General features: G+C 29.7%; 23 protein-coding genes. 18 read left to right on the forward strand and 5 right to left on the reverse strand.

Translation table 11 applies throughout. From position 1 onward, the window contains the following. Positions 1-11: 11 nt before the first annotated feature. Positions 12-1,367: a RagB/SusD family nutrient uptake outer membrane protein gene (locus tag MPF19_RS11750; protein ID WP_249988398.1), complete on the forward strand. Its 1,356-nt coding sequence runs from the start codon at positions 12-14 to the stop codon at positions 1,365-1,367. A gap of 95 nt (positions 1,368-1,462) precedes the next feature. Here MPF19_RS11750 and MPF19_RS11755 read toward each other — a convergent pair whose 3' ends face one another. Both MPF19_RS11755 and pyrF read right to left on the reverse strand, forming a co-directional pair. Next, positions 1,463-2,245, reverse strand: coding sequence for an ABC transporter substrate-binding protein (locus MPF19_RS11755; RefSeq protein WP_249988399.1), 783 nt, complete (start codon positions 2,243-2,245; stop codon positions 1,463-1,465). Positions 2,246-2,249: 4 nt separating this feature from the next. Further along, complete coding sequence (pyrF, locus tag MPF19_RS11760; protein WP_249988400.1) at positions 2,250-3,065, reverse strand: orotidine-5'-phosphate decarboxylase; 816 nt, start codon at positions 3,063-3,065, stop codon at positions 2,250-2,252. Positions 3,066-3,168: 103 nt separating this feature from the next. Here pyrF and MPF19_RS11765 point away from each other — a divergent pair, with 103 nt between their 5' ends. From MPF19_RS11765 to MPF19_RS11790, 6 genes are all read left to right on the forward strand, one after another. After that, positions 3,169-3,663, forward strand: a complete 495-nt coding sequence (locus MPF19_RS11765; protein WP_249988401.1) for a TlpA family protein disulfide reductase — start codon at positions 3,169-3,171, stop codon at positions 3,661-3,663. A 232-nt stretch (positions 3,664-3,895) separates the two neighbouring features. Continuing rightward, a complete protein-coding gene (gene tpiA / locus MPF19_RS11770; protein WP_249988402.1) occupies positions 3,896-4,654 on the forward strand; it encodes a triose-phosphate isomerase in 759 nt (252 codons plus the stop codon). A gap of 79 nt (positions 4,655-4,733) precedes the next feature. Continuing rightward, entirely contained in the window at positions 4,734-5,570 is an 837-nt protein-coding gene (prmA, locus tag MPF19_RS11775; RefSeq protein ID WP_249988403.1) for a 50S ribosomal protein L11 methyltransferase, read from the forward strand. 10 nt (positions 5,571-5,580) lie between these two features. Continuing rightward, entirely contained in the window at positions 5,581-5,856 is a 276-nt protein-coding gene (locus MPF19_RS11780; RefSeq protein WP_249988404.1) for an ATP-dependent Clp protease adaptor ClpS, read from the forward strand. Positions 5,857-5,890: 34 nt separating this feature from the next. Continuing rightward, positions 5,891-6,163, forward strand: a complete 273-nt coding sequence (locus tag MPF19_RS11785; protein ID WP_203391873.1) for a hypothetical protein — start codon at positions 5,891-5,893, stop codon at positions 6,161-6,163. Between the two features lie 101 nt (positions 6,164-6,264). Then, positions 6,265-6,462, forward strand: a complete 198-nt coding sequence (locus tag MPF19_RS11790; RefSeq protein ID WP_249988405.1) for a hypothetical protein — start codon at positions 6,265-6,267, stop codon at positions 6,460-6,462. A gap of 266 nt (positions 6,463-6,728) precedes the next feature. Here the strand turns inward: MPF19_RS11790 and MPF19_RS11795 are convergent, their stop codons facing one another. After that, complete coding sequence (locus MPF19_RS11795) at positions 6,729-7,304, reverse strand: RNA polymerase sigma factor (protein WP_249988406.1); 576 nt, start codon at positions 7,302-7,304, stop codon at positions 6,729-6,731. Positions 7,305-7,425: 121 nt separating this feature from the next. Between MPF19_RS11795 and MPF19_RS11800 the strand changes: the two genes are divergently transcribed. From MPF19_RS11800 to MPF19_RS11825, 6 genes are all read left to right on the forward strand, one after another. After that, positions 7,426-8,604, forward strand: a complete 1,179-nt coding sequence (locus MPF19_RS11800; protein ID WP_249988407.1) for a FecR family protein — start codon at positions 7,426-7,428, stop codon at positions 8,602-8,604. Positions 8,605-8,750: 146 nt separating this feature from the next. Next, positions 8,751-11,639, forward strand: a complete 2,889-nt coding sequence (locus MPF19_RS11805) for a TonB-dependent receptor (protein WP_249988408.1) — start codon at positions 8,751-8,753, stop codon at positions 11,637-11,639. A gap of 32 nt (positions 11,640-11,671) precedes the next feature. Continuing rightward, complete coding sequence (locus tag MPF19_RS11810; protein ID WP_249988409.1) at positions 11,672-12,913, forward strand: DUF4876 domain-containing protein; 1,242 nt, start codon at positions 11,672-11,674, stop codon at positions 12,911-12,913. A gap of 28 nt (positions 12,914-12,941) precedes the next feature. Then, positions 12,942-14,477 carry a DUF6850 family outer membrane beta-barrel protein gene (locus MPF19_RS11815; RefSeq protein WP_249988410.1) on the forward strand — a complete coding sequence of 512 codons (1,536 nt, stop codon included), beginning with the start codon at positions 12,942-12,944 and terminating at the stop codon, positions 14,475-14,477. A 60-nt stretch (positions 14,478-14,537) separates the two neighbouring features. Continuing rightward, entirely contained in the window at positions 14,538-15,854 is a 1,317-nt protein-coding gene (locus MPF19_RS11820; RefSeq protein WP_249988411.1) for a M16 family metallopeptidase, read from the forward strand. A 10-nt stretch (positions 15,855-15,864) separates the two neighbouring features. After that, the gene (locus MPF19_RS11825) at positions 15,865-17,310 is read left to right on the forward strand and encodes a M16 family metallopeptidase (protein WP_249988412.1); all 1,446 of its coding nucleotides are present in this window, start codon (positions 15,865-15,867) and stop codon (positions 17,308-17,310) included. A 93-nt stretch (positions 17,311-17,403) separates the two neighbouring features. Here MPF19_RS11825 and MPF19_RS11830 read toward each other — a convergent pair whose 3' ends face one another. After that, positions 17,404-18,288, reverse strand: a complete 885-nt coding sequence (locus MPF19_RS11830; protein ID WP_249988413.1) for a ChaN family lipoprotein — start codon at positions 18,286-18,288, stop codon at positions 17,404-17,406. Positions 18,289-18,602: 314 nt separating this feature from the next. After that, complete coding sequence (locus MPF19_RS11835; RefSeq protein WP_249988414.1) at positions 18,603-18,977, reverse strand: Fur family transcriptional regulator; 375 nt, start codon at positions 18,975-18,977, stop codon at positions 18,603-18,605. Between the two features lie 154 nt (positions 18,978-19,131). On the opposite strand from MPF19_RS11835, the gene MPF19_RS11840 reads away from it, so the two are divergent. The 5 genes from MPF19_RS11840 (at position 19,132) to MPF19_RS11860 (ending at position 23,868) form a co-directional block, all read left to right on the forward strand. Beyond that, complete coding sequence (locus MPF19_RS11840; RefSeq protein WP_249988415.1) at positions 19,132-19,518, forward strand: MerC domain-containing protein; 387 nt, start codon at positions 19,132-19,134, stop codon at positions 19,516-19,518. 117 nt (positions 19,519-19,635) lie between these two features. Beyond that, a complete protein-coding gene (locus MPF19_RS11845) occupies positions 19,636-19,878 on the forward strand; it encodes a hypothetical protein (RefSeq protein WP_249988416.1) in 243 nt (80 codons plus the stop codon). Between the two features lie 254 nt (positions 19,879-20,132). Next, the gene (locus MPF19_RS11850) at positions 20,133-22,502 is read left to right on the forward strand and encodes a TonB-dependent receptor (RefSeq protein ID WP_249988417.1); all 2,370 of its coding nucleotides are present in this window, start codon (positions 20,133-20,135) and stop codon (positions 22,500-22,502) included. Between the two features lie 40 nt (positions 22,503-22,542). Next, positions 22,543-23,328, forward strand: coding sequence for a DUF4625 domain-containing protein (locus tag MPF19_RS11855; protein WP_249988418.1), 786 nt, complete (start codon positions 22,543-22,545; stop codon positions 23,326-23,328). 60 nt (positions 23,329-23,388) lie between these two features. Beyond that, positions 23,389-23,868, forward strand: a complete 480-nt coding sequence (locus MPF19_RS11860; RefSeq protein WP_249988419.1) for a DUF4625 domain-containing protein — start codon at positions 23,389-23,391, stop codon at positions 23,866-23,868. Positions 23,869-23,892 lie beyond the last annotated feature (24 nt).

The raw sequence follows: 23,892 nt of genomic DNA on the forward strand, positions 1-23,892 counted from the left end.
ACTTTATAAAAATGAAAATAATAAAATATACATTAATTTTAGTTTTATTTTTTACAACTATTAGTTGTGAAAAAGAGCTAGATATTGAGCCAGCACAAAGTATATCTTCAGAAAAGGCATTGTCTACAGAAGATAATGTTCTTAATATTTTAGTAGGTACATATACAGAGGCCGGAGAAGATGCAACATTTGGAGGTAGAACTCAGATAATTGCAGATTTGTTAGGAAACACAACTCAAATGAGTTGGGGTGGTACTTTTGTAGATCCAAGGCAATTTAATTCTAAAAGTGTTTTAGTAGACAATGCTTTTGTAGAAGAAGTTTGGGGAAATTCTTATGAAGTAATTAACCAAGCAAATTTAGTTATAGATAATTTAGAGGTAATAACAAATGGTGCTGCAGATATTGCAGAAGGAGAGGCTAAATTTTTAAGAGCTTTAATGTATTTTGATTTAGTTCGTCATTTTGGTAAACCTTATGTAGCGGGAGCAAGCAATACTCAGTTAGGTGTGCCTTTACGTTTAAATGGTATTATTGATTATGGTATAGATTTATCAATTGCTAGAAGCACTGTTGAAGAAGTTTACACTCAGATTATAACTGATTTAAATGATGCTTTTTCTAAATTACCAGCAACTAATGATGTTTATGCAGATAAATATGCAGCAGAAGCTTTATTGGCTAAAGTATATTTTCAACAAGGTAATTATGCAGCGGCAAGAGATGCCGCAGATGATGTAATATTATATAGTGGTCATACTTTAGCGCCAACTTATAGTGGTGCTTTTAACAATGATGTTGATAGTGTAGAAGATCTTTTTGCTTTTCAAGTAACGTCTCAAGGTGGCGATAATGATTTTATTACATTTTATGCTTCGCAAGATTTTGGAGGTAGACAGGGAGATATTGATTTACAAATAGGTTTTTTTAATTTGTTTGATGATGCTGCAAATGATGAAAGATATAGTTTTACATATATTAGTTCAGATACTGGTGGAACTTTAACATCAAAGTATACAAATCAGTTTGCCAATATTTCTGTTTTAAGAATTGCAGATATGCATTTAGTGAGAGCAGAGTCTAACTTTAGAGAAGGTACAAGTGTAGGTTTACCTCCTTTAGATGAAGTTAATGCTGTTAGAGCAAGATCTAACGCGAGTGCTTTAAGTGCATTAACTTTAGATGTATTGTTTAATGAAAGACAATTAGAGTTGTCTTTTGAAGGTCAATTAATTGATGATATAAAGAGAACTCAAAAAAATGTTGGTGCTTTGTCTTTTGATGCAGAAGAATTAATATTACCTATTCCTCAGGCAGAAATGGATACAAATAATTTAATGTTTCAGAATACAGGATACGTTAAATAGTATAATACTAATGATAAAAAAGAAAGGCTATTTTTAATTAAATAGCCTTTCTTTTTTATACTTAATTGTGGTATCTCTACTATATCACGATTACTTTAATGAATACTTTTAAAGTATTCAAAAGCTTTAATTAATCTACTTCCATACCAAGAAAACATTTCTCCATCAACCAATACTGCTTTTGCTTGGTGCGTGTAATTTTCTATTTCTAAAATGTGTTCTTTCCTAAAAGGGTATGGTTCAGAAGACAATAAGATGAAATCTAGGTTTGTGTTTAGTTTCATTTCTTCTAAATCGATTTCTGGATAACGTTCTTTATTTTGATAAATATTATCAAACTTGTTTAATGCTAACAAATGATTAATAAAAGTGTTATTTCCTACGGCCATCCAAGGATCTTTCCAGATAAAATAGACTACTGTTTTTGTTTCTTTGTTTTTGATAAATTCTTTAAAAATAGCGAATTCAGAATTGATTTTTTGAATAATTTCTGAGGCTTTTTTTTCTACCGAAAATATTTGTCCGTATTGTTTTATAAGCGCTAGATTATCATCAACCGTAAAGATATCAGAAACATGCGTGGTTGCAATTTTTTCGCAGATTTTTACAATTTCTTTTGAGTTTTCTTCTTTGTTGCAAAGTATAATATCAGGCTGTAAAGCCTTTATTTTATCAATATTTATGCTTTTTGTTCCGCCAACAATTGTTTTGGTTTCTTTTAAGTGAGCAGGATGTATACAAAATTTTGTAATGCCAACAATAGCATCTTCTAAGCCTAAATCTACCAATAATTCGGTTAAACTAGGTACAAGACTAATAATACGTTTTGGCGTTTTATCAAACGTTAAAATTCGTGCTATTTGGTCTTGAAATTCCATGTAATTATTTTGCTAAAATAGTTGCCATTTCTTGTTGTAATTCTTCGGCTTTTAAAGCAGCGTTTTGTGCAAAATTTTCATCTTTAGAAGCGTAAATAATACCTCTAGATGAGTTAATAAGTAAGCCAATATTTTCTGATAAACCATATTTACAAACATCTTGTAAATTTCCGCCTTGTGCGCCAACACCCGGAACTAAAAGAAAAGAATTAGGAACAATTTTTCTAATCTCTGCAAAATATTCTGCTTTTGTAGCACCAACAACATACATTAAGTTTTCAGAGTTTTTCCATCCTTTAGAAGTCTCTAAAACCTCTTTATATAATTCTCTACCATTTACTTCTTTGGTTTGAAAATCGAAAGCACCTTCATTTGATGTTAAAGCCAACATAATGGTATGCTTGGTTTTAAAAGCTAAAAAAGGCTCAACTGAATCTTTTCCCATATAAGGTGCAACAGTAACAGAATCGAACGCTAAGTCTTCTAAAAAAGCTTTTGCATACATGGTAGAAGTGTTACCTATATCTCCACGTTTTGCATCTGCAATTGTGTAAATCTCTGGGTAATTTGTATTTAAATACTGAATCGTTTTTTCAAGTGATTTCCATCCTTTTATTCCGTAGGCTTCATAAAAAGCAGTATTAGGTTTGTAGGCAACACATAAATGATGCGTGGCATCGATAATTGCTTTGTTAAAGGCAAAAATAGGATCTTCTTCTTTTAAAAGATGCGTTGGAATTTTGTTTAAATCCACATCTAATCCAATGCATAAAAATGATTTTTTCTCTTTAATTTGGGCAATAAGTTCTTGTGTTGTCATTTGTTTTGTAAAAGTTACGCAAAAGTAGGTATTTTTGTTTTTAAATAAAGTGTCTAATTGTAAGTATTGGAAATTTTAGATGACAAAAAATAAAAAATAATTCATGTTCAAAAAAATATTATTTCTAATTTTAGTATCAATTTTAGTGAGTTGTAATTTCGAAAAACCAACCGAATTTTCAGAAGAAGCGCTCAATGAAAAAGTATATAATTTAAACGATGAGGTTGCTACGTTTCAAGAAGTTATCAATCAACATAAAGGGAAAAATATTTTAATTGATGTTTGGGCTTCTTGGTGCAGAGATTGTATAAAAGGAATGCCAAAAGTAAAAGAATTACAAGCGAAGTTTCCAGAAGTAGTTTATTTGTTTTTATCTGTTGATGAGAAAAAAGGTTCATGGAAAAGAGGTGTAAAACGTTACAATGTTATTGGAGAACATTACAATTTACCAAAAGGAATGAAAACGGGAGATTTGGTTGGTTTCTTAAATCTTAATTGGATTCCGAGATATGTCGTTGTTAATGAAAACGGAAAGATATCCTTATTTAAAGCTACAGAAGCTTCCGATAATGCAATCATAGAAGCTTTGCGAAATTAAAAGATTCTAGGTTCGTTTAAAGATTTTGATTGATCGTATAAAGGAGTTTATTAGATTCATTTTACGCATAGATAGCAGTATAAAGTCTTTTTTATGTACTTCAAATTATTTAGAAAAAACGTTATCGTAACTATTTGCTTTTCTATGTGTTTTTTGTCTTTTCATTTCTTAAATTTACATCCAAATTAATAAAAACATTAACAAGGACCTTTTAGGTTATAAAATAAGAATTATGAGAACAAAAATAGTAGCAGGTAACTGGAAAATGAACAATGATAAGAAAGAGAGTAAAAAACTTATCAAAGATTTAAAAAAAGCAATTAAAAAAGAGAAATTAAAAAATACTCGTGTAATTGTTGCTCCTACTTTTGTAAACTTATCGGCATCAATAAAAGCAGCAGACGGTTCTGCAATTGAAGTTGTTGCTCAAAATATGCACCAAGCTAAAAATGGTGCTTATACCGGAGAGATTTCTGCAGATATGTTAAAAGCAATCGGAATTAAAACGGTTATTTTAGGACATTCTGAAAGAAGAACTTATTTTAATGAAACAGATGAATCATTAGCAGCAAAAGTAGATGCTATTTTAGCAAATGATTTAGAAACAATTTTTTGTTTTGGAGAATTGTTAGAAGATAGAAAATCTGAAAACCATTTTGCAGTAGTAGAAAGCCAAATTTCTAATGCATTATTTCATTTAGGAGCAGATGCTTGGAAAAGCATTATTTTGGCATACGAGCCAGTTTGGGCAATTGGTACAGGAGAAACTGCAAGTGCAGAACAAGCGCAAGAAATGCATGCTTTTATTAGAAGTATTGTAGCTAAAAAATACAATAAAGAAGTAGCAGATGCTGTTTCTATCTTATATGGTGGAAGTGTAAAACCTGCAAATGCAGAAGAAATTTTCTCTAAACCAGATGTAGACGGTGGTTTAATTGGTGGAGCAGCATTAAATGTAGATGATTTTACAGGAATTATTAAAGCTATTTAAGCATCGTAATTAAAGATATTTACAATAAATTTGCATCGAGATTTTAAAATCTCGATGCATTTTTTTTTACACGAAGTTTATGGACAATATATATATAGAATACAATTTTACAGTAACCCCAAAAGAACCAGCAACAGAAATTTTAATTGCAGAATTAGGAGAAGTTGGTTTTGAGAGTTTTGTTGAAAATGAAAACGGAGTAACGGCTTACATTCAAAAAGACGATTGGAATGCGGATATTTTAAACGATATTTTTGTCATAAATTCAGAAGAGTTTTCTATAGAGCACAACCACAGTGAAATAGCACAAACTAATTGGAATGCAGAATGGGAAAAGAATTTTTCACCTATTCAGGTGGAAGATATCGTAAGTATTCGTGCACCATTTCATGAAAATCCAAATCTAAAATATGATATTGTAATTGAACCAAAAATGAGTTTTGGTACAGGTCATCATGAAACAACTCACATGATGGTGCAACATTTATTGCAATTAGATTTAGAAGGTAAAAAAACATTAGATATGGGATGTGGAACCGGAATTTTAGCAATTTTTGCTGAAATGAAAGGAGCAAACCCAATAGACGCCATTGATATTGATAATTGGTGTTATGAAAACTCAATAGAAAACGTAGATAGAAATAATTGTAAAAATATTTCGGTTTTTGAAGGAGATGCTTCCCTTTTAATCAATAAAAAATATGATGTGATTATTGCGAACATCAATAGAAATATTTTATTGATGGACATGCAAGCGTACGCTAATTGTTTTAATGATAATGGAATTCTATTATTAAGTGGTTTTTATCAAGAAGATATACCAATTATAGATGCAGAAGTTTCTAAATACAATTTAAAATTAGATACTGTTATAGAAAGAAATAATTGGGTTGCATTAAAATACAATAAATTGTAATTTTGTGATTATGAGTACAAAAGAAAAAATACAAGAAGAGGTTAATGTCTTAGAACAAGAAGTCTTTCAGCATGAAATAGTATTACATAATGATGATGTAAATACTTTTGACCACGTAATAGATTCTTTAGTTAGTGTTTGTGATCATTCATTTGAGCAAGCAGAGCAATGTGCAACCTTGGTTCATTATAAAGGAAAATGCACGGTTAAATCTGGGGAACTTAAAGATTTAGAACCAAGATGTTCTAAATTATTACAATTAGGTTTGTCTGCAGAATTGGTATAATCGAAAAGAATTAATTTCAAAAAAATATCTATTTATGGAAAATGTTTTTAAATATTACGAGTTCTCACCTTTCTTTTTAGATAGATCAGATAGTTTTTCTGGAAATGAAATTAGTTTCACAGAATTAAATGATACCCATTTTTTAATTTTTGAAAAAAATAATGATATTTATAATTTATATGTATCAAGATATCAGCATAAAAAAGAAATTGGTGTTAATGCCCCGCAAATACTAGAGTTATTAGTAGAAAACTACGATAAGAGCATTCCTGAACATCGCTTAATGATTAAGCAATACCTCCATTAAAGTACCATTCATCGAAAATATTTACAGAAAAGGCAATTTTATTTTTTATTTGTAGTGACTTTTATAACTAATATGAGTCATATAGATAAGAAACAATAAATATGATTAAAAAGATTACCCTTATAGTAATAGTTTTTATGGTTCCGGTTTTTGGTTTTGGTCAAACAATGACTCCACCGCCTGCAGGACCACCACCACCTCCGGGTTTACCTATAGATAATTTAATAGGTATGTTGTTTCTAATAAGTTTGGGATTGATATACGGATCTAAAAAGATCCTTAAAGATAGTAGTAGTTAGTTTTTATACTAAGTTTGGTTAGACGAAAAGGCCTTGGACATTTGTTCAAGGTCTTTTTTATGCGTAAAAGTTTTATTATTTAAATTAAGTCTAAATAAAAATAATTAGTTATGTTTGCAAAACTATTAAAAGAGCTAGATTATATGTTGATTCATAAAATGGATTTTTTCTTTTAGTAAGGTATAGTAATTAAAATTAGAGAAGTTTAATAAGAACGGAGTATTAAAAATTGAATAAAGGATTCTTTTTAACAAAAAGAATCTTAATTAAATAATTTTATAGAGAACAAATAAAAAGAAATCGTCACCTTTAAAAGCTTTACGTATTTTTTTAAAGGCAGTATGCATGTGAGATTCCACTGTTTTAACAGATATATCTAATTGATCTGCGATTTCTTTATATTTAAGTCCTTGAAATTTATTCATTTTTAAAATTTCTTTACATTTTTCGGGTAAAGATTCAATTACAATTTTTAATTTTGAAATTCGCTGCTCTATTAAATCATCATCATCATTAATTCTATTGCTTAAAGCACGTTCTTTAATTTCATCAAAAAAACTCTCCTTATGTTTTTGTTTTCTATAAGTATCTATATAACTGTTTTGAGTAATTCTGTATAAATAACTTTTAATTGATTTTTCTGTGTTTATTTTTTTTCGATTAGTCCAAAGGGTTATAAAGGTTTGTTGCACTATATCTTCTGCTTCTTGCAAATTGTGCGTAAAACTGAAGGAATAATCTACTAGTTTTTTATAGTAACGATCAAATAATGTTTTAAATGCCTTTTCATCATCTTTTTTAATATTAATAGCTAGTATAGAGTCTTCTATAGGGATTTTCAAAATTGTTTTGGTTAATTTTTTTTTAAAAAAACAAATATGATAAAAATAATTAGATTTTAGCTAAGGGTATTTTGTAAAATCAACGTAATGTTAATATAAATTTAATAAAACAGACAATCTGTTGAAGAAAATAATAATAAAATACATCGCCAATACAATTACAGACCAAGAGTTGGATGCTCTTAAGTTGTGGTTAAAAAAGGAAAAAAATCAAAATACATTTGAGCAATACATAAAAACCTCTTATGATATAGATAGCGCAATGAATAAACCAGATTTAGATGCTGCTTATAAAAAAATAAGGCATTCTATTGATTCTAAAAAGAAATCTAAATTAAGGATTCTCCCCGTTTGGTCTCGATATGCAGCAGCGGCAGTGGTTGTATTTATGTTTTCATACATATATGTTTTTGATAATAAAGAACAACCTGCAGAGGTTTTAAACACATTTGTAACAACTGTAGAATCTGGTGTAGATAAAGCAACTTTAACATTAGATGATGGATCTAATATTATTTTAGAAGCAGGTACAGTTTATAATAATAAGACGGTAGCAAGTAATGGAGAAGAGATTATTTATAAAAAAGAGCAAGAAACAATAATTAATCTTGAAGATAAAGTTGAAACAAATAAGACGGAATCTAAAATAGCTTATAATTATTTAACGACTCCAAGAGGAGGAGAGTTTCAAATTACGTTGGCAGATGGAACGCAAGTTTGGTTAAATTCTGAAACCAAATTAAAATATCCAACAGTATTTAAAAAAGGAGAAACTAGGCAAGTAGAATTGGTTTATGGAGAAGCTTATTTTGATGTATCGTCAAGTAAAAATCATAATGGCGCAACTTTTAAAGTTATTTCTAATTTACAAGAAGTAGAAGTTTTTGGAACAGAGTTTAATATAAAAGCCTACAAAGACGAAGAAAGTGTATATACTACTTTGGCAGAAGGAAAAGTAGCTGTTAGTAATTTTGCTTTTAAAGATAATTTAAAAGTAGGGCAACAATCTATTATTAGTAAATCAACAGGAGAAATTGCTATAAAAACGGTTAATATTTACAATGAAACTGCTTGGAGGTTAGGTTCTTTTTCATTTAAAAATAAAACTTTAAAAGAAATTATGAAAGTTTTATCTAGGTGGTATGATGTTGATATTGTTTTTGAAAATAAAAAATTAGAAACGATTAAGTTTAATGGTCTTTTAAGTAAAAAAATGACACTTGAAGAAATTTTAATTCCGATTAAAAGAAGCTCTAATTTAAATTATACCGTAAACGATAGCAAAATAATTTTAAAATAAAAAAAAAGGGATAAAGTCAATACCGCTCAAAGTACATCGCTTTATCCCCAAAGAAATATTAATTAAAAGAATAACTAATACTTTACAAATTTATGAAAATTAATTTTACTCAAGAGTGGCTCAAAAAGCGAACTCAAAATTTTATTATGAGGACAGTATTTTTATTATTTTGTTCTACAGTGTTTAGTTTTACCTCAATTGACGTTATTTCTCAAAATGCGGAAATTAAAATAAATAAGGATAAAACCGTAACTGTAGATCAAATATTCGACATTATTCAAGCACAAACAGATTATACTTTTATTTATCGGTCAGATATGTTTAAGGGTGTTTCTCCTATGCATTTAAAAGAAGGTACCATAAAAGCAAAAACCTTGCTGATAAAAGCGCTACCTAAAAGATATTATAACATAGAATTACTTAAAAATAATACGATTGCTATCGAAAAAATAGATTTTTCTCAAAAAATAGATGTTAGAGGTAGTATTATAGACGATAACAAAAGACCACTTTCTGATGTAAACGTAATTGTTACAGATTTAAACCTCGGAACCTTTACGAATAAAAATGGTGAGTTTTTGATGACCATACCTCATAAAAATTTTATATTAAATGTAAGTCTTTTAGGGTATAAAACAGCAGAAATTGATTTGTCTTTAGAATCAGATTTATCTAATATTAAAATTATACTTCATGAAGATTTATTAGGTTTAGATGAGGTTGTAGTAACTGCAAAAAAGACAGTTAGTAGAGAAGGAACATCTACGTATAAAATAGGAAGTCAAGCAATGAAACAAGTTCAGGCAATGAACTTAGGCGATGTGTTAAGTTTAATTCCTGGTAATAAAATGGAACAAACAAACTTAACCTCTACAAAACAAGCTAATTTAAGAAGTGCAGTAAGTTCTGATGTAAACTCTTTTGGTACTGCTGTTATTTTAGATGGTGCGGCAATTAGTACAGATGCAAATATGCAAACAAAAAATTCATCTACTTTAGATGGTGGGAAATCTGTTGTTGGTGGTGGTGTAGATTTAAGAAGTATAACTTTAGCAAATGTAGAATCTGTAGAAATTATTACAGGTATTGCATCACCAAAATATGGGAATTTATCTTCTGGTGGAATTTTAGTAAAAAGTAAAGTTGGTAAATCTCCTTATATCGTTTCTGCTAATGTTTCATCTACAAATTACCAAGCATCTGTTGCTAAAGGATATGAGTTAAATAAATTAGGTGTTTTAAATACAGATTTATCTTATGCTTATTCTTCAGGAGCACCAACAGAACGTAAGTTATTTTATCAAAGTTTTAATTTAGGACTGCGTTGGAAATTACCCGTATTTAAAGGTGTTAAATGGAATCATTTTACTTCTCTACGAATTGGGCATTCAGATGATGGAAATCGTCATGAACCAGAAGAAGTTTTTAAGAATGAAGCAGATGTAAAAAGTACTTCTTATCAAGCAACGCTTTCTGGAGATTTTCGTTCATCACTTTTAGGAAAAGTAAGTTATAATTTTAGCGGTAGTGTTGTTAATCAACATTCTTTTTATGATACTTATGTTATTAACGGACCTTTTCCTATTATAGAATCTATAGAAAGCGGAACTTATAATACCAACTATTCTCCGAATGCATTTAATCAAACTAGAGATATTAAAGGTAAACCCATCAATTTAAATGGAAGAATTGAGGCATCTCAAAATGCAAGTTATAAGAGTTTAGATTTTAATTTTGAAACTGGTTTGCAGTATTCTTTTGATGATAATACAGGTAGCGGTAGAGTTGCTACTGGTAATATTGCGCATACACAAGATATTGCTGGGAGTAGATCTGCAACATTTGAGAAAATTCCGGCCTCTAAAACCTTTTCTGCTTATCATCAAACAATTATAAAAAGATCTGGTGAGACATCTAACCAACAATTAAATTTAGGACTTAGATATGATAACATGTTAGAACGCTATAATTTGCTGTCTCCACGTATGTCTTTTTCATCAAAACATAATAATTTTAAGGTTAGAGGAGCTTGGGGAGTTTCTTACAAAGCTCCGGCAATGGTGCAATTGTACCCAGGAAAATCGTACATAGATTATATCAATTTTCAATATTATGCAGAGAATCCAGACGAACGTTTAGCAATTGTAACAACCTATGTTTATCAACCTACAAACGAGCATTTAAAACCTAATTATTCCGATTTGAAGGAAGTTGGTTTTGATTGGTCTCCTTCTTTTATGAATTTTAATTTCACCTATTTTAAGAAAGACATGCGTAGAGGTATTTCTACAACAGACGAGTTGTTATTATTACCAAAAGCTGTGTATGAAGTAATAGATGCGCCAATAGGAGTGCAACCAACAGTTGAGCCTACCGGAGAGGTAAATAACATACCAAGAACGGTAAGTGTAATGAATAACAATTATTACGTTGCTACCAATGGGGTAGAAGCCACTATAAGTCCAAAGAAAATAAAGGCAACCAATACGCAATTTAATTTTAGATATAGTTATTTAGAAAGTGTGGTAACAAATACAGGTTTTGATATTGATAAATCTAGTTATGTTGTTGGCGACAATTCTGTAAGATATGGTGTTTATGAAAATAATTTAACAAAGGCAATTAGAAGTTTTGGTACTTTAACTTTAATTCAGCATATACCTTCTTTAAGGTTTGTGCTAACGCTTTCAGCGGAATTAAACTTTAAGGAAAGTAGCCAGTATATCGGTGTAGGTTTATATCCGTTTGCATATTATGATATAGATGGAACTTATATAGAAATTCCTGAAGAAAATAGAATGGATCCAGAATTTGATGACTTAAAAAGAGATCGAAATTCATATACCACAACAGCAACTCCTTTTTACAGCAATTTTAATTTGCAGATACGTAAAGAAACTAAACAAGGACATTCTTTTAGTTTTTACGCCAATAACGCTCCATGGAACAACCCAACTTATGAGTTTTTAGGAAGTAGAAGAACATTGAATAATAAAATATCAGTAGGTTTTAATTTAACCTTATTAATTAAATAAAAATAAATCAATAACAGTAAAACAACAACAACATGAAAAAAATGAATTTAAAACGAGTAAGTTTAACAAGGTTAATTGCATTATTTCTATTAATATCAGTAATAGTTAGCTGTGATAGCGACGAGGATATTCCTAATCTAGGAAATTTAGAAGTTCAAGTAACATTAGCAAGTGGTCTTAGTGATATATCCTTAACAGATATAGATGTAACAATTACACAAACTATAGATAATTCTACTTTAACAATGAATACAGATACAAATGGTTTGGCAACTTTTTCTGATATTCCTGTAGGAACTTATACCGCGGTAGTAGCACATTCTACAGATGAATATACTTTAAGTGGTACTGCAAATAATATAATAATTGCAAGACAAGAAACTGTAGCAACAACAGTAGAAGTAAATGCGGTTAACCAAGACGGTGGTTTGGTTATTAAAGAAATATACACATCTGGATCTGGTTATGTTACTTTGTTTAAAGATTCGTTTGTTGAAATCTTTAATAACTCATCAGAAACTTTATATGCGGATGGTATGTATATCGCGAATCTATTTGGAGATTCTGGTAGAACAGGAGACGTTTCAGTTTATTCGGTATTAACTGATGAAAATTATGTGTATACAGATGTAATGAGTCAAATACCAGGAACAGGAACAGATTACCCTGTAGCTGCTGGTAAAAGTATTGTAATTGCATTAAACGCTATTAATTATAAGGAAGCAAGTGCAAATCCAGATGGAGAGTTAGATAATACAGATGCAACTTTAGAGCATTATTCTATAGATTGGTTAGAAGCACAAGGGCGTACTGGAAATTCTTTCTTTGAGTTTGATAACCCAGCGGTACCAAACATGATTAACACTTATATATTTGAAGGGACTAACTTTTTTAGATTGTCTACACCAGGAAGTATTGTTTTAGTTAACAGTGATGCAACTTTTGATGCTTCTGCTATTGTAGATTATACCGAACCAGGATCTACTTCTACCTTTAAAGTAATGAAAATTTCTATTGAAAATATTGTAGATGGCGTAGATATTTTAGAAAATTCAGCAGCAGTAGGTTTTAAACGTATGCCTTCTTCTATAGATGGTGGTTTTACTTATTTAAATGCTGATGGAGCAATTTCATATACAGGTTTAAGTAATAGAAGAAAAATTGATGAAGTAGCTACTGCTCGTTTTGGTAGAACTATTTTATTAGATACAAACAATTCAACTATAGATTTTGAAGCAATAGATTTTCCAGATAAATATGGTTATAACAAATAAAAAAAGAAACCGTGTAACAATAAAGAGAGTGTTTTTAACATTCTCTTTATTATTTTGTGTGTTCAGTAGTTTTGCGCAATCATCAACAATAGATAGTCTTTCTGTTATTGAGAGAGATTTTCAGTTTAAATTGTTTGAAGGCAGGTATTTTCAAATTCCATCGTTAATCAATCAATCTAATCTTACAAAGTTTTCTTATGGAACCACAAAATATTTGTATGGTGAAGGAAAACTAAGACATCCGCAAGAATATAAAAAACAAAACGGATTGTATTTTAAAACAGCTTCTTTAGCGGCCTTAGAAAATACAAATTGGACTTTTTATGGTAGCCTAGAATATTTAAATACTAGAATTGAAGATGTAGAAAATAATTTAACCTACGGAATTTCGGAGTATAATTCTCCATACTACTTTTTTCAAAAAACAACAGGTTTATGGAATCATCAGAATTATAATTTTGAAATAAGTGCGGCTCATAAAGTAAATTCTAAATTAAGTTTAGGAGGCTATTTAAACTATGATACCAATTTTTATTTTAGAAAAACAGATACTAGAAATGAGCTAACGGCTTTAAAAATTAATGGGAAGCTTTCTGCAAGTTATCAGTTTAACGAAAAACATTTATTGAGTTTAGCTTTAAGTACAGAGTTTTTTAAAACAGATTCTGAATTAGGAAATAAGTTTCCAGAAAATAATACAGAGGTTACTGCAAACTATTACTTAAACACGGGTTTAGGGTCTTATATAAAAAATATAGACAACGGCTTTCAAACCAAAAGAGTAATACCTCAATTACAATTGCATTGGCTTTTTAAACAAAATAATTGGGATTTATCTGTAGAAAGTGCAACCAAATACGGTGCAGAAAGATGGATAGATAAAAACATTGTAAGAGTAGAAGAGAATGATGAATTAACGAAGTATAGCTTTTTAAATCAACAATTTAATGTTGTGTTTAATCAGTATAAAAAAAATAGTTTATTATCTATTAATTTAAATGCCGAATATTTAAAAGGGAAAGGGAAAGTTTGGCAAGAATTAGGTACTTATTATGCTAAAAACTTTAATGCTACAAACTATAATTTTAAAACTGAGGCAAACATTTTATTCTATAAAAAGTTATTGAATAAAGTGAGCTTAGGAGTAAATTATTCTAATGTAGAACAATTAGATTTAAACTATGCGTATCAATTCGATTATCAGTTTTTAGAACCTAAAGTAGCTCTTGGCTTGCATAAAGATGTTTCTACAAAAGTGGCATTTTTTACAAATGTTTCTGGTTTATATCACCATGTTTTAGATATGCAACATAACCCTTATGCAGCCAACAACATTTATGTAGATTGGATTGGAAATAGCGTTGCAGATTATACAGGAACCAGCTCTTTTAATTTAAACACCAAATTAGGTTTTAATGTAAAACTTAAAAACGAGAATACCTTAGAATGTTCTCTTACTGGTGATTATTGGCAAGCGACAAGCTTATCTAACGAAGCAATTAATTATGTTTCAAAAAGCGATGATTATCTAAGTTTAGTGGTTGGGCTTAAATTGTATTTTTAATGGATACACAAGCTTTCTGCTATAAAGAGTTCGTATTATTATAAAATTTAAATTAAAAAAATGAAGTCATTATTTAAAGTATTCATCTTTTTTATTCCACTGGTTATTTGTGGGCAAAAGTTGGACAATGTTCATTTTGAAGAATATGATTTAGCAAACGGATTGCATGTTATTCTTCATAAAGATGTAAACGAACCCAATGTAATTGTTGGGACTAAATACCATGTAGGTTCTAAAAATGAAGAGATAGGGAAAACAGGATATGCACACTTTTACGAGCACCTTTTATTCCATGGAACAAAAAATATTCCGCAAGGAAAATTTGAGAAAATTATTTTAGATGCTGGTGGATATTGCAATGCATATACCAATTATGATGTAACTTATTATTATCAATTATTGCCTGCACACGAATTTAAATTGGGGCTTTGGGCAGAGTCAGAAAGAATGTTACACCCTGTAATTACGCCAGAAGGTATTAATCGTGAAAGAGAGATTGTAAAGGAAGAGAAAAGAATGCGTTATGATAGTAAACCATTGGGTAATTCTTACTTTGAAATGATGTCTAAACTATTTTCTGATGAAACTTACGGACATAATATGATTGGTTCTATGGAAGACCTTAATGTTGCTTCTAAAGAAGATTTTGATGCGTTTCTAAAGACTTATTACATTCCTAATAATGCCTGTTTAGTGGTTGCTGGTAATATTGATATTAAAGAAACTAAAAAATGGATAAAGCTTTATTTTAAAGATATCCCGAAAGGGAAAAAGATAAAAAGACCTATAAAATTTGATAGAATATCTGGAGTCGAAAAACATACGGAAAGAACTGTAAAAGGCTTAAAAGAAGAATCTATATTAGTAGGATATCCGTTAATGTCACAAAGTGATGCAGATGCTCCTGCGATGCAAATAATAAATGCTATTTTATCTGGTAGTAGTAATTACTCTTATTTTGAAAATCATCTAAATTTAAAGAAAGACACCATTATTAAACGTATTAAATCTTCAGTTGATTTTTGGGAAAAGGAAGGAACATTGCGTATTACCGCAAATGTTGAGAATAAAAATAGTGAACCTTATTTACTAGAAAAAATAGAAGCACAAATAACGCTTTTAAAAAATGAGCCTGTCGATGCTGTTGTATTGCAACAAGTAAAAAAGCAATTCGAATCTGCTCATGTAGACTACTTTTATCATGCAGAAACATTTGCAGATAAGGTAACTAATTATTATCATTTATATAATAAAACATCAGACATTAGAAATCTTATAGATGATTTTAATAAGGTAACAACTGATGACATTCAGCGAGTTGCTAAAAAATATTTAGATAAAAAGAATCAAGTAGTAATTGTTTATCACCCAGAATAATTTAGTAAAAATGAAAAATATTTATATATTAATATTTGCTATTTGTTTTAGCTTTAAGGCTATTGCACAAGTAGATCGTTCTATGCCTCCAGAAGCAGATGAGCCTGCAAAATTAAATGTAGGTAAATTAATTCCTATACAGCTAAACAACGGACTTCGTATTTATTTGGCTCCTGTAAAAGAGTATCCAAAATTTACAATATCTGTAAATATAGAGTTGCCAGGTTATGATAAAGAAACAAAGCTTGCAGAAAAGAAAATTTTAAATTCAGCATATTTTGAGAAACTATCAGCAAAATATCCTAACGGAGAAATTGATTCTATAACCAAATATTATGGAGCCATGTTAAATGCCAGTATGAATGGTGGTACAATAAAAGGGATGAAGCAAGATGTAAATATGTTGTTAGATGTTTATGCTGATGCGCTATTACATCCTGTTATTACTGATAGTTACATTCAAAAAAAACATGAAGAACAGATTGAAAAAGATAAGAAGAAAATATCAAAAGTAAATACACCTAAAAAACAGTTTTCGATAGAAAAAATTATAGATTCCTTGTTATTTGGCAATGAGAAGAAAGTTATTGAAACTCAAGAAAAAGTGAAAGCTAATTATAATGGTTTAACAGTTTCTGATATTGAAAACTTTAAAAATGATAGAATTGTATCTAATAATTCTTTAATAGTAGTTGTTGGAGATTTTACAGAAAAAGAATGTAAAGAATTAATGATGCGTTATTTTGGTGCTTGGAAATCTGGAGAACCTTATGTTAAGAATAGCCCTATAAATAAAAAAACTTCTATTATTAAAAAAAGGAAAATAGTGGTTGTAGATGCGCCAAATGCAGTTCAGTCTGATATTTCTTTTAGATGGCATTTAGGGGATGCATATACTTATTTTAAAGATGATATTAAGTTACAGGTGTTAAATGAAATTTTTGGAGCAAGTCAATTATCCTATTTATATAAAAATTTAAGAGAAGATAAAGGGCTTTGTTATTTTATTAGATCTTCTGTTGGCGCTTCTGCCGTTGGTGGTACAGGAACTGTTCGTACAAGTGTACGTAATAATCAAACTGCGTATGCAATAGAAAACATTATTTTAGAAATGTTGCGATTAAGAAATGGAAAAGTAAGCGCATCAGATTTAAAAATAGCTAAAAACAGTTTAATTGGTCGTTATACACGATCTTTAAATGCAATTGCGCCAATACCATATATTACGTTTGCCATGCAAAAAGATGATTATAATTTACCTGATGATTATTTACAAAGTAAAGTAGAAAAATATTATGAGGTAAATGTAGATGATATTATGGCAATGTCTCAAAAATATATAGATCCTTTTAAATCTGTTATTTATATTAAAGGTAAAGTTTCTGAATTAAAAGGGACGCTAGAAAAATTTGGAGATGTAATGTATTTTGATGAGAAAGGAAATAAAATACACTAAACTTATTGTCCCCCTTTTTTTTTTATTGATACTAAAAATCCCAGAAATTATTCTGGGATTTTTTCATTAAAAAGAAATACTAAATTTAAACAATTAGTTTTCTGTTTGTGTCATATTATCTGCAACAACAATGATATAATTAGCTATGGTTGCTTTTTGCTCTTTAGTTAATGCACTCCACTCAGATGCTGTTACGGTTGTAATTGATTTTAATGTTAATGCAGGTTTAATTTTATGAATCCACCACATAATTCCTTGGTTGTAATTAGAATGATATGAACCTTCTATATGAAGTAATAAATCTCCTTTTTTAAAGTTTTTAAGAGAAAAATGTGCCATAGTAGCATCTTTTGCGGCTTGTGCTGTTTGTATGTTAAGCATATTTGGAGGTACATGTCCACCCATATTATCGGCCATTTCTGCATATGCTTTTACAGTAGGATCAAAATATGTTTCTAAATTAGGACCAATCAATGCAAGTGCTTCAGGGCTTAATTCTTTTAAAGCACTTATTCCTTTTTTACTAATTAAAGAAGCGTATCTTCTAGGGATGTTTGTAGCAATAAAACGCAGCTTATTCTCTTTAGCAAATTCAACCAAAGGTCTATAGTCGGTGCTGTAATTATTCCACATTTGTGTCATTTCAGGAATCATTTTACTTTCTGGGTACAATCCAGATAAATATTCATTTAAAACCAATTGATTTCCGCTTTCTAACATTTCGGCTCCAAAGAATAATGAGTCTGCTTTTATTTCAAATAAGCTTTTACTTACTTCTAATTGCATCCAATGTGCAATAGGATTGTAATGATATTCGCCAAAAAACACCATATCACTATCAGCAAGATCTTTAATCATTTTGTTGTAATTAGCAGTCTTTCCATTATTTTTAAATAATTGATAGGCAGGTTTGCTTTGTGCTTTGGTTGTGCTTATTAAAGATGTAATTAAAAGGGTTGTAAGTATTAAATATTTCATATTTTGTTGGTTTAGATTTGCGAAATTAGAGGATGCTTTAAAAGGTTGTAGTTAAAGGATTGTTAAATATAAACCACTAAACAATTATTGTTTATAGGATTTTTTTTAATGGAATTTTCTTTGTTAAAGATCGCTATATAGAAAGAAATAAGAAATTAATATTTTTTGATATATCAGCAGAATATTAATATTTAAATCGTTTATCAAGTAGAGAAATAATTTAATTAAAATTGAGCGTAAAGTTGTTGTTTTTTAATTTTAGTAATCGAAATAGTTTAGAGCTCATAGATTAAAAAAAGGTAAATGAAAAATAATTAAGAACAATCTTTACACGTTCCGGTTAAAACACAATTTACATTTTCAACCAAATAGTTATCTGGAACTGAAAAATTAACTTCACCCGGCAAGCATTCTATGGTATCACATTTTAAACATCTAAAATGAAAGTGGTGCACTGTTTTATGTTCCTTATCGCAATCTAAACATAATGCAAAATACTGTTTACCGTCTTCCGCAACCACTTTATGTAAAATTCCATCATCACAAAAACGATTCAATACGCGGTAAATGGTAGCCCTGTTGATGTCAATATTTATTTTCTTTTCAATTGCATCCTGACTCATTGCTTTTCCTGTTTTTGTTAATACATTTAAAACAGCTTCTTTTGTAGGAGTACTTCTTCTTTTCATCTTAATGCGATTTATTTGCAATAATTAATGCGATTCTATTGCAATATTATAAAAAATATAATATGTTTGCAAACTTGTAATGCGACTTTGTTGCTTTAATAGGTGGTATTGTAATGTTTTATTAATGACTGCAAGTACTATAAAATAGAATTAAATGAAAATTAAAAACAATACCATAGATATTATTGCGCTTTCAAGCTCCTTAATTTGTGCAGTGCATTGTGCAGCAATACCATTAATTCTTTCATTTTCATCTTTAAGTAGTCTGCATTTTTTAGGGAATAAATATATTGAAGGTACGTTTATTAGTTTCGGACTTTTTTTTATTTTAATTTCTTTGTGGCCAAGTTATATAAAGACACATCAAAATGTAAAACCTTTGGTCTATGCTATTTTTGGGTTTCTATTTGTAGTTTTAGGGAGACTTAATTTATCGGAGCTTTTTGAGGTTATAAATATAGTTATCGGAGCTTCTTTAATTGCTTTTGCTCATTATACCAATTGGAAATTATTGAAGAGTAAGAAATGCTATAAGCATTAAGTTAATTTTAATAAAATAGTTATCTCTTTTTTTAGATTTTTTAATAGCTTAATGAAGCTAAGTCGCCATAAAAATAATATTACATACCTGTTTCTTGTACTTTTTCTATCGATGAAAATGGCAGGGCTTCATGTGTTGTCTCATACAGATGATAAAGAACATGCTGCATATTGTCTTATATGTGATCATGCGATTGTTCATAATTTAACGCCAACACTTGCGCCAGATTTTAGTGATCTTGAAATTAAAAATATTGATTTTTTTATTCAGCAAGAAATAGTAATAAACTACAGAAGTGTTATTTTTAATAATGCTATTCCTAGAGAACTTTTTTCTCGACCTCCTCCCTTTATGGTATAAGTTTTCTATACATTTTATTACTAACTATTTTAAAAGAGTTAACTCGCTTTTTATAAATTTTTTTGGATGATGTTATATAATCATTATCAAAGAAAGTGTATAACTAGCATCATTTTTCTTAGCTGTAATTTTAGTAAACTATTTATTTTAAGGTTGATAAAGTTCCTAGATTTTATCCTTAAAATATAGCGGTGTATAGATTTTGTGATGGTTCTATTTTAAGAGCATTTTTTCAAATCTTATAGTATACAATTATGTTTAAAAATATATTGAGTATCTGGCTATCTTTTAGCTTGTGCTCTATTGCGTTTGCGCAAGATTCTTATCAAATTAAAGGATCTGTGTTAAATTTCAAGACTTTACAACCTATAGAAGGTGCTAATATTATTGGCGAAAATCTATTTTCAATTTCATCAGAAACAGGTGAGTTCAGCATCAATAATGTAGACCAAGGAACGTATACTTTTAAAATATCTCATGTTGGTTTTGATGCAGAAACTGTCACGGTACAAGTTAAATCTGCGAAAATTTCAATTCCTGTTTATTTAAAAGAGTCTTCTACACTGCTAGAAGAAATTAAAGTGTTGGGCAAGTCTAAAGGAAGAAAAAATAAAGAAATTTCGTTTGTTTCTCAGACGGTTTCTAAAGAGTTTCTCAATAATAATAGAGAAAATAGTTTGATGCAGACTTTGAGTAAAATACCTGGAGTTAGCACTATTAATATTGGCTCCGGACAATCGAAACCCGTTATTAGAGGTTTAGGATTTAACAGAGTTGCTGTAGTGCAAAACGGCATAAAGCACGAAGCGCAACAATGGGGAAACGATCATGGTTTAGAAATTGATCAGCAAGGAATAGAAAATATACAAATTATAAAAGGTCCGGCTTCTTTATTGTATGGTTCTGATGCAATTGCAGGTGTTGTAGATATTCAACCCAATAAAATTCCGTTAGAAAATACTTTTAAAGGGGAAGTCAATATTTTGGGAGAAACCAATAATGATTTAGTAGGAATTTCTACAGGAATTGAATCTAGAAAAGAGCATTGGTTTTATCGCGCACGATTAACTTATAGAGATTATGGAGATTACAAAGTGCCTACGGATAAAATTAATTATGAAAATTACATTTTTGATTTACATGACAATAATTTAAGAAACACGGCAGGTAACGAGGCAAATGCAAGTGTAAGTGTTGGTTTTATTGATGATAAAATTACATCGGAAACTGTTTTTAGCAACGTAAATACAAAAAACGGATTTTTTGCAAATGCGCATGGTTTAGAAGTAAGAACTTCTAGTATCGATTATGATGCTTCTAGTAGAGATATCGATTTACCTTTTCATAAAGTAAATCACTTTAAAATTACCAACAATACGTCTATAAAGAAAGACAATTCTACGTTGCATTTCGATTTTGGTTATCAAAATAATCATAGAGAAGAGCATTCAGAACCTGTTCCGCATGGTTATATGCCAAAACCGTCAGATACAAAAGAACGTGTATTTCATAAAAACACCTATTCTTTAAATGTTAGAGATGTATTTAAACCTAACAATCAACACGATATGGTTGTTGGATTAAATATGGAATATCAAGATAATACTATTGATGGTTGGGGATTTTTAATTCCAGAATACAATCGTTTTACAGCGGGTATATTTGGATACGATCAATTTGAAATCAATAATAATTTACACGTTTTAGCAGGTGTGCGTTATGATTACGGATTGTTAGATACCAAAACGTATAAAGATTGGTTTCCATCAACCGTCAAAAATAACGATGGATCTACATCTTCTGTTTTTTTACAAAGGGCGAAAGATAAAGTGTTGAATTTTGGAAATTTAAGCGCTTCTTTGGGTTTGAGTTATATCAACAATAACACAACGTATAAAGTAAATGTAGGTAGAAGTTTTAGAATGCCTTTGGCAAATGAGTTGGCTTCTGATGGAGTGAACTATCACATGTATCGTTATGAAAGAGGAAACTTAGATTTAGACCCAGAAATATCATATCAATTAGATTTGGATATAGATCATACTACAAAATGGTTTAGTGTAGGTGTGAGTCCGTTTGTAAACTTTTTTGACAATTATATTTATTTAAATCCGACTTCTAATTATTACGAAACCTTACAAATTTATGAATACACCCAAGCCAAGGTTTTTAGAATAGGAGGAGAGTTTAGAGCAAATGCCACCCTTAATAAAAACTTGCAAGTAGATGCTTCTGTAGAGTATGTGTATTCTAGACAAACAAGCGGACCAAAAGAAGGATTTACTTTGCCTTTTTCACCGCCATTATCGGGGTTATTATCTGCCAATTATCAATTTAAAGAACTGTTATTTTTTAAAAAGCCGCAATTAGTGGCAGATTATAGAATAACTGCATCTCAAGAAGAAATTGTTCCTCCGGAAGAAAAAACGGCAGGTTATCAAGTCTTAAATATGTCTTTTTCATCAGAAATAAATGTGTTTAAAAAGGAGACTCCCATAGAAATGCGTGTAAAACTGAATAACGTATTTAATACCAAATATTACAATCACACCAGTTTTTACCGATTGATAGATGTGCCAGAAGCAGGTAGAAATCTATCGTTATCCCTAACCATACCTTTTTAAAATTAATCGAAAAATCAATGATCAATTAAAATTAAAACAAATGAAAACCAAAATGATGAAATCAAGTATTAAATTTTTAGCAATTATCGCTTTTGTCGGAATTACTTTACAATCATGTAGTAGTGATGATAATATCGATTTAAATGCCCCGATAATCTCCGGTTTTGAGTATGGAGAAGGTAGTGAACATACCACAGATCAAGTAGCTTATAAAGGATCAGACATTCATTTAGAAGCAGAAATTATGGCAGAAGCTGTTGTAAGTAGTATTACACTTTCTATTCACTCACATGACTTAGTTGCTGGTGATGATGAAGTAGAATGGGAGTTTGAACAAGTATTTACAGATACAAACTACTTAGTAATTAATCCTACTTTTCATGAACATGTAGATGTGCCTACAAATATTCCTGCAGGAGAATATCATGTAGAGTTATTAGTTGTAGATGAGTTAGGAAATAGCACAGAAGTAGATGGATATATTCAAATTTTAGATGTTATTACTTTAAGTGAAATTTCTATTGATACTACTGTCGCTAGAGGCGATGATTTTCATGCAGAATTTAAAATTGATGCTGTAAATGGTATTCATAGTATTTCTGTGGATGCTCATGCACACGGACTTACTGTTGGGGCTGGAGAGGTAGAGTGGGATTTTGAACAAGAATTTTCAGGAAGTTACCACGAACAAACATCTGTAGAATTTCATGAGCATATAGATGTTCCTGCAACTGCTCCTGTTGGCGAGTATCATATCATTTTTACAGTAAAAGATGAAGATGGAAATACCAAAGAGTATGAAACTCATATAGATATTACTGCTTAATTAAATAAAAATTTACCGCATAGTATTTATTTATACTGTGCGGTTTTAAATCGAATTACCATGAAATTTAGATTAAAACATTTTTATATTTTATCATTTATAATACTAATTTCTTCTTGTTCTAGTGAAAATAATATTGATAAAGATGAAGAGAAACCAACCATAAGCATCAATTATAACGAAGGATTTCCGCAAGGTTGTGCCGTATTAAAAAGAGGAGAAACCTATAGTTTTAGAGCTAAAGTTACAGATAATAAGGCATTGGCTGCTTATAGCATCGATATTCACCATAATTTTGACCATCATACACATGATGACCAAGTAGCTGAATGTAGTTTAGGAGATATAAAACAATCTATAAATCCATTCATATTTATAGAAAACTATTCCATAGACGAAGAGGTAATTAGTTATGAAATTAATATTGCTATTACAATTCCAAATGATATAGATACTGGAGATTATCATTGTGCATATTCTGTAACGGATAAAACTGGTTGGCAGTCTAGAACTTCTGTAGATATAAAGATTGAGGAATAGTGTTGGAACTTAGATAAACGTAAG

Origin of the sequence: Polaribacter sp. Z014, assembly GCF_023555435.1 — a bacterium.
Lineage (GTDB): Bacteria > Bacteroidota > Bacteroidia > Flavobacteriales > Flavobacteriaceae > Polaribacter.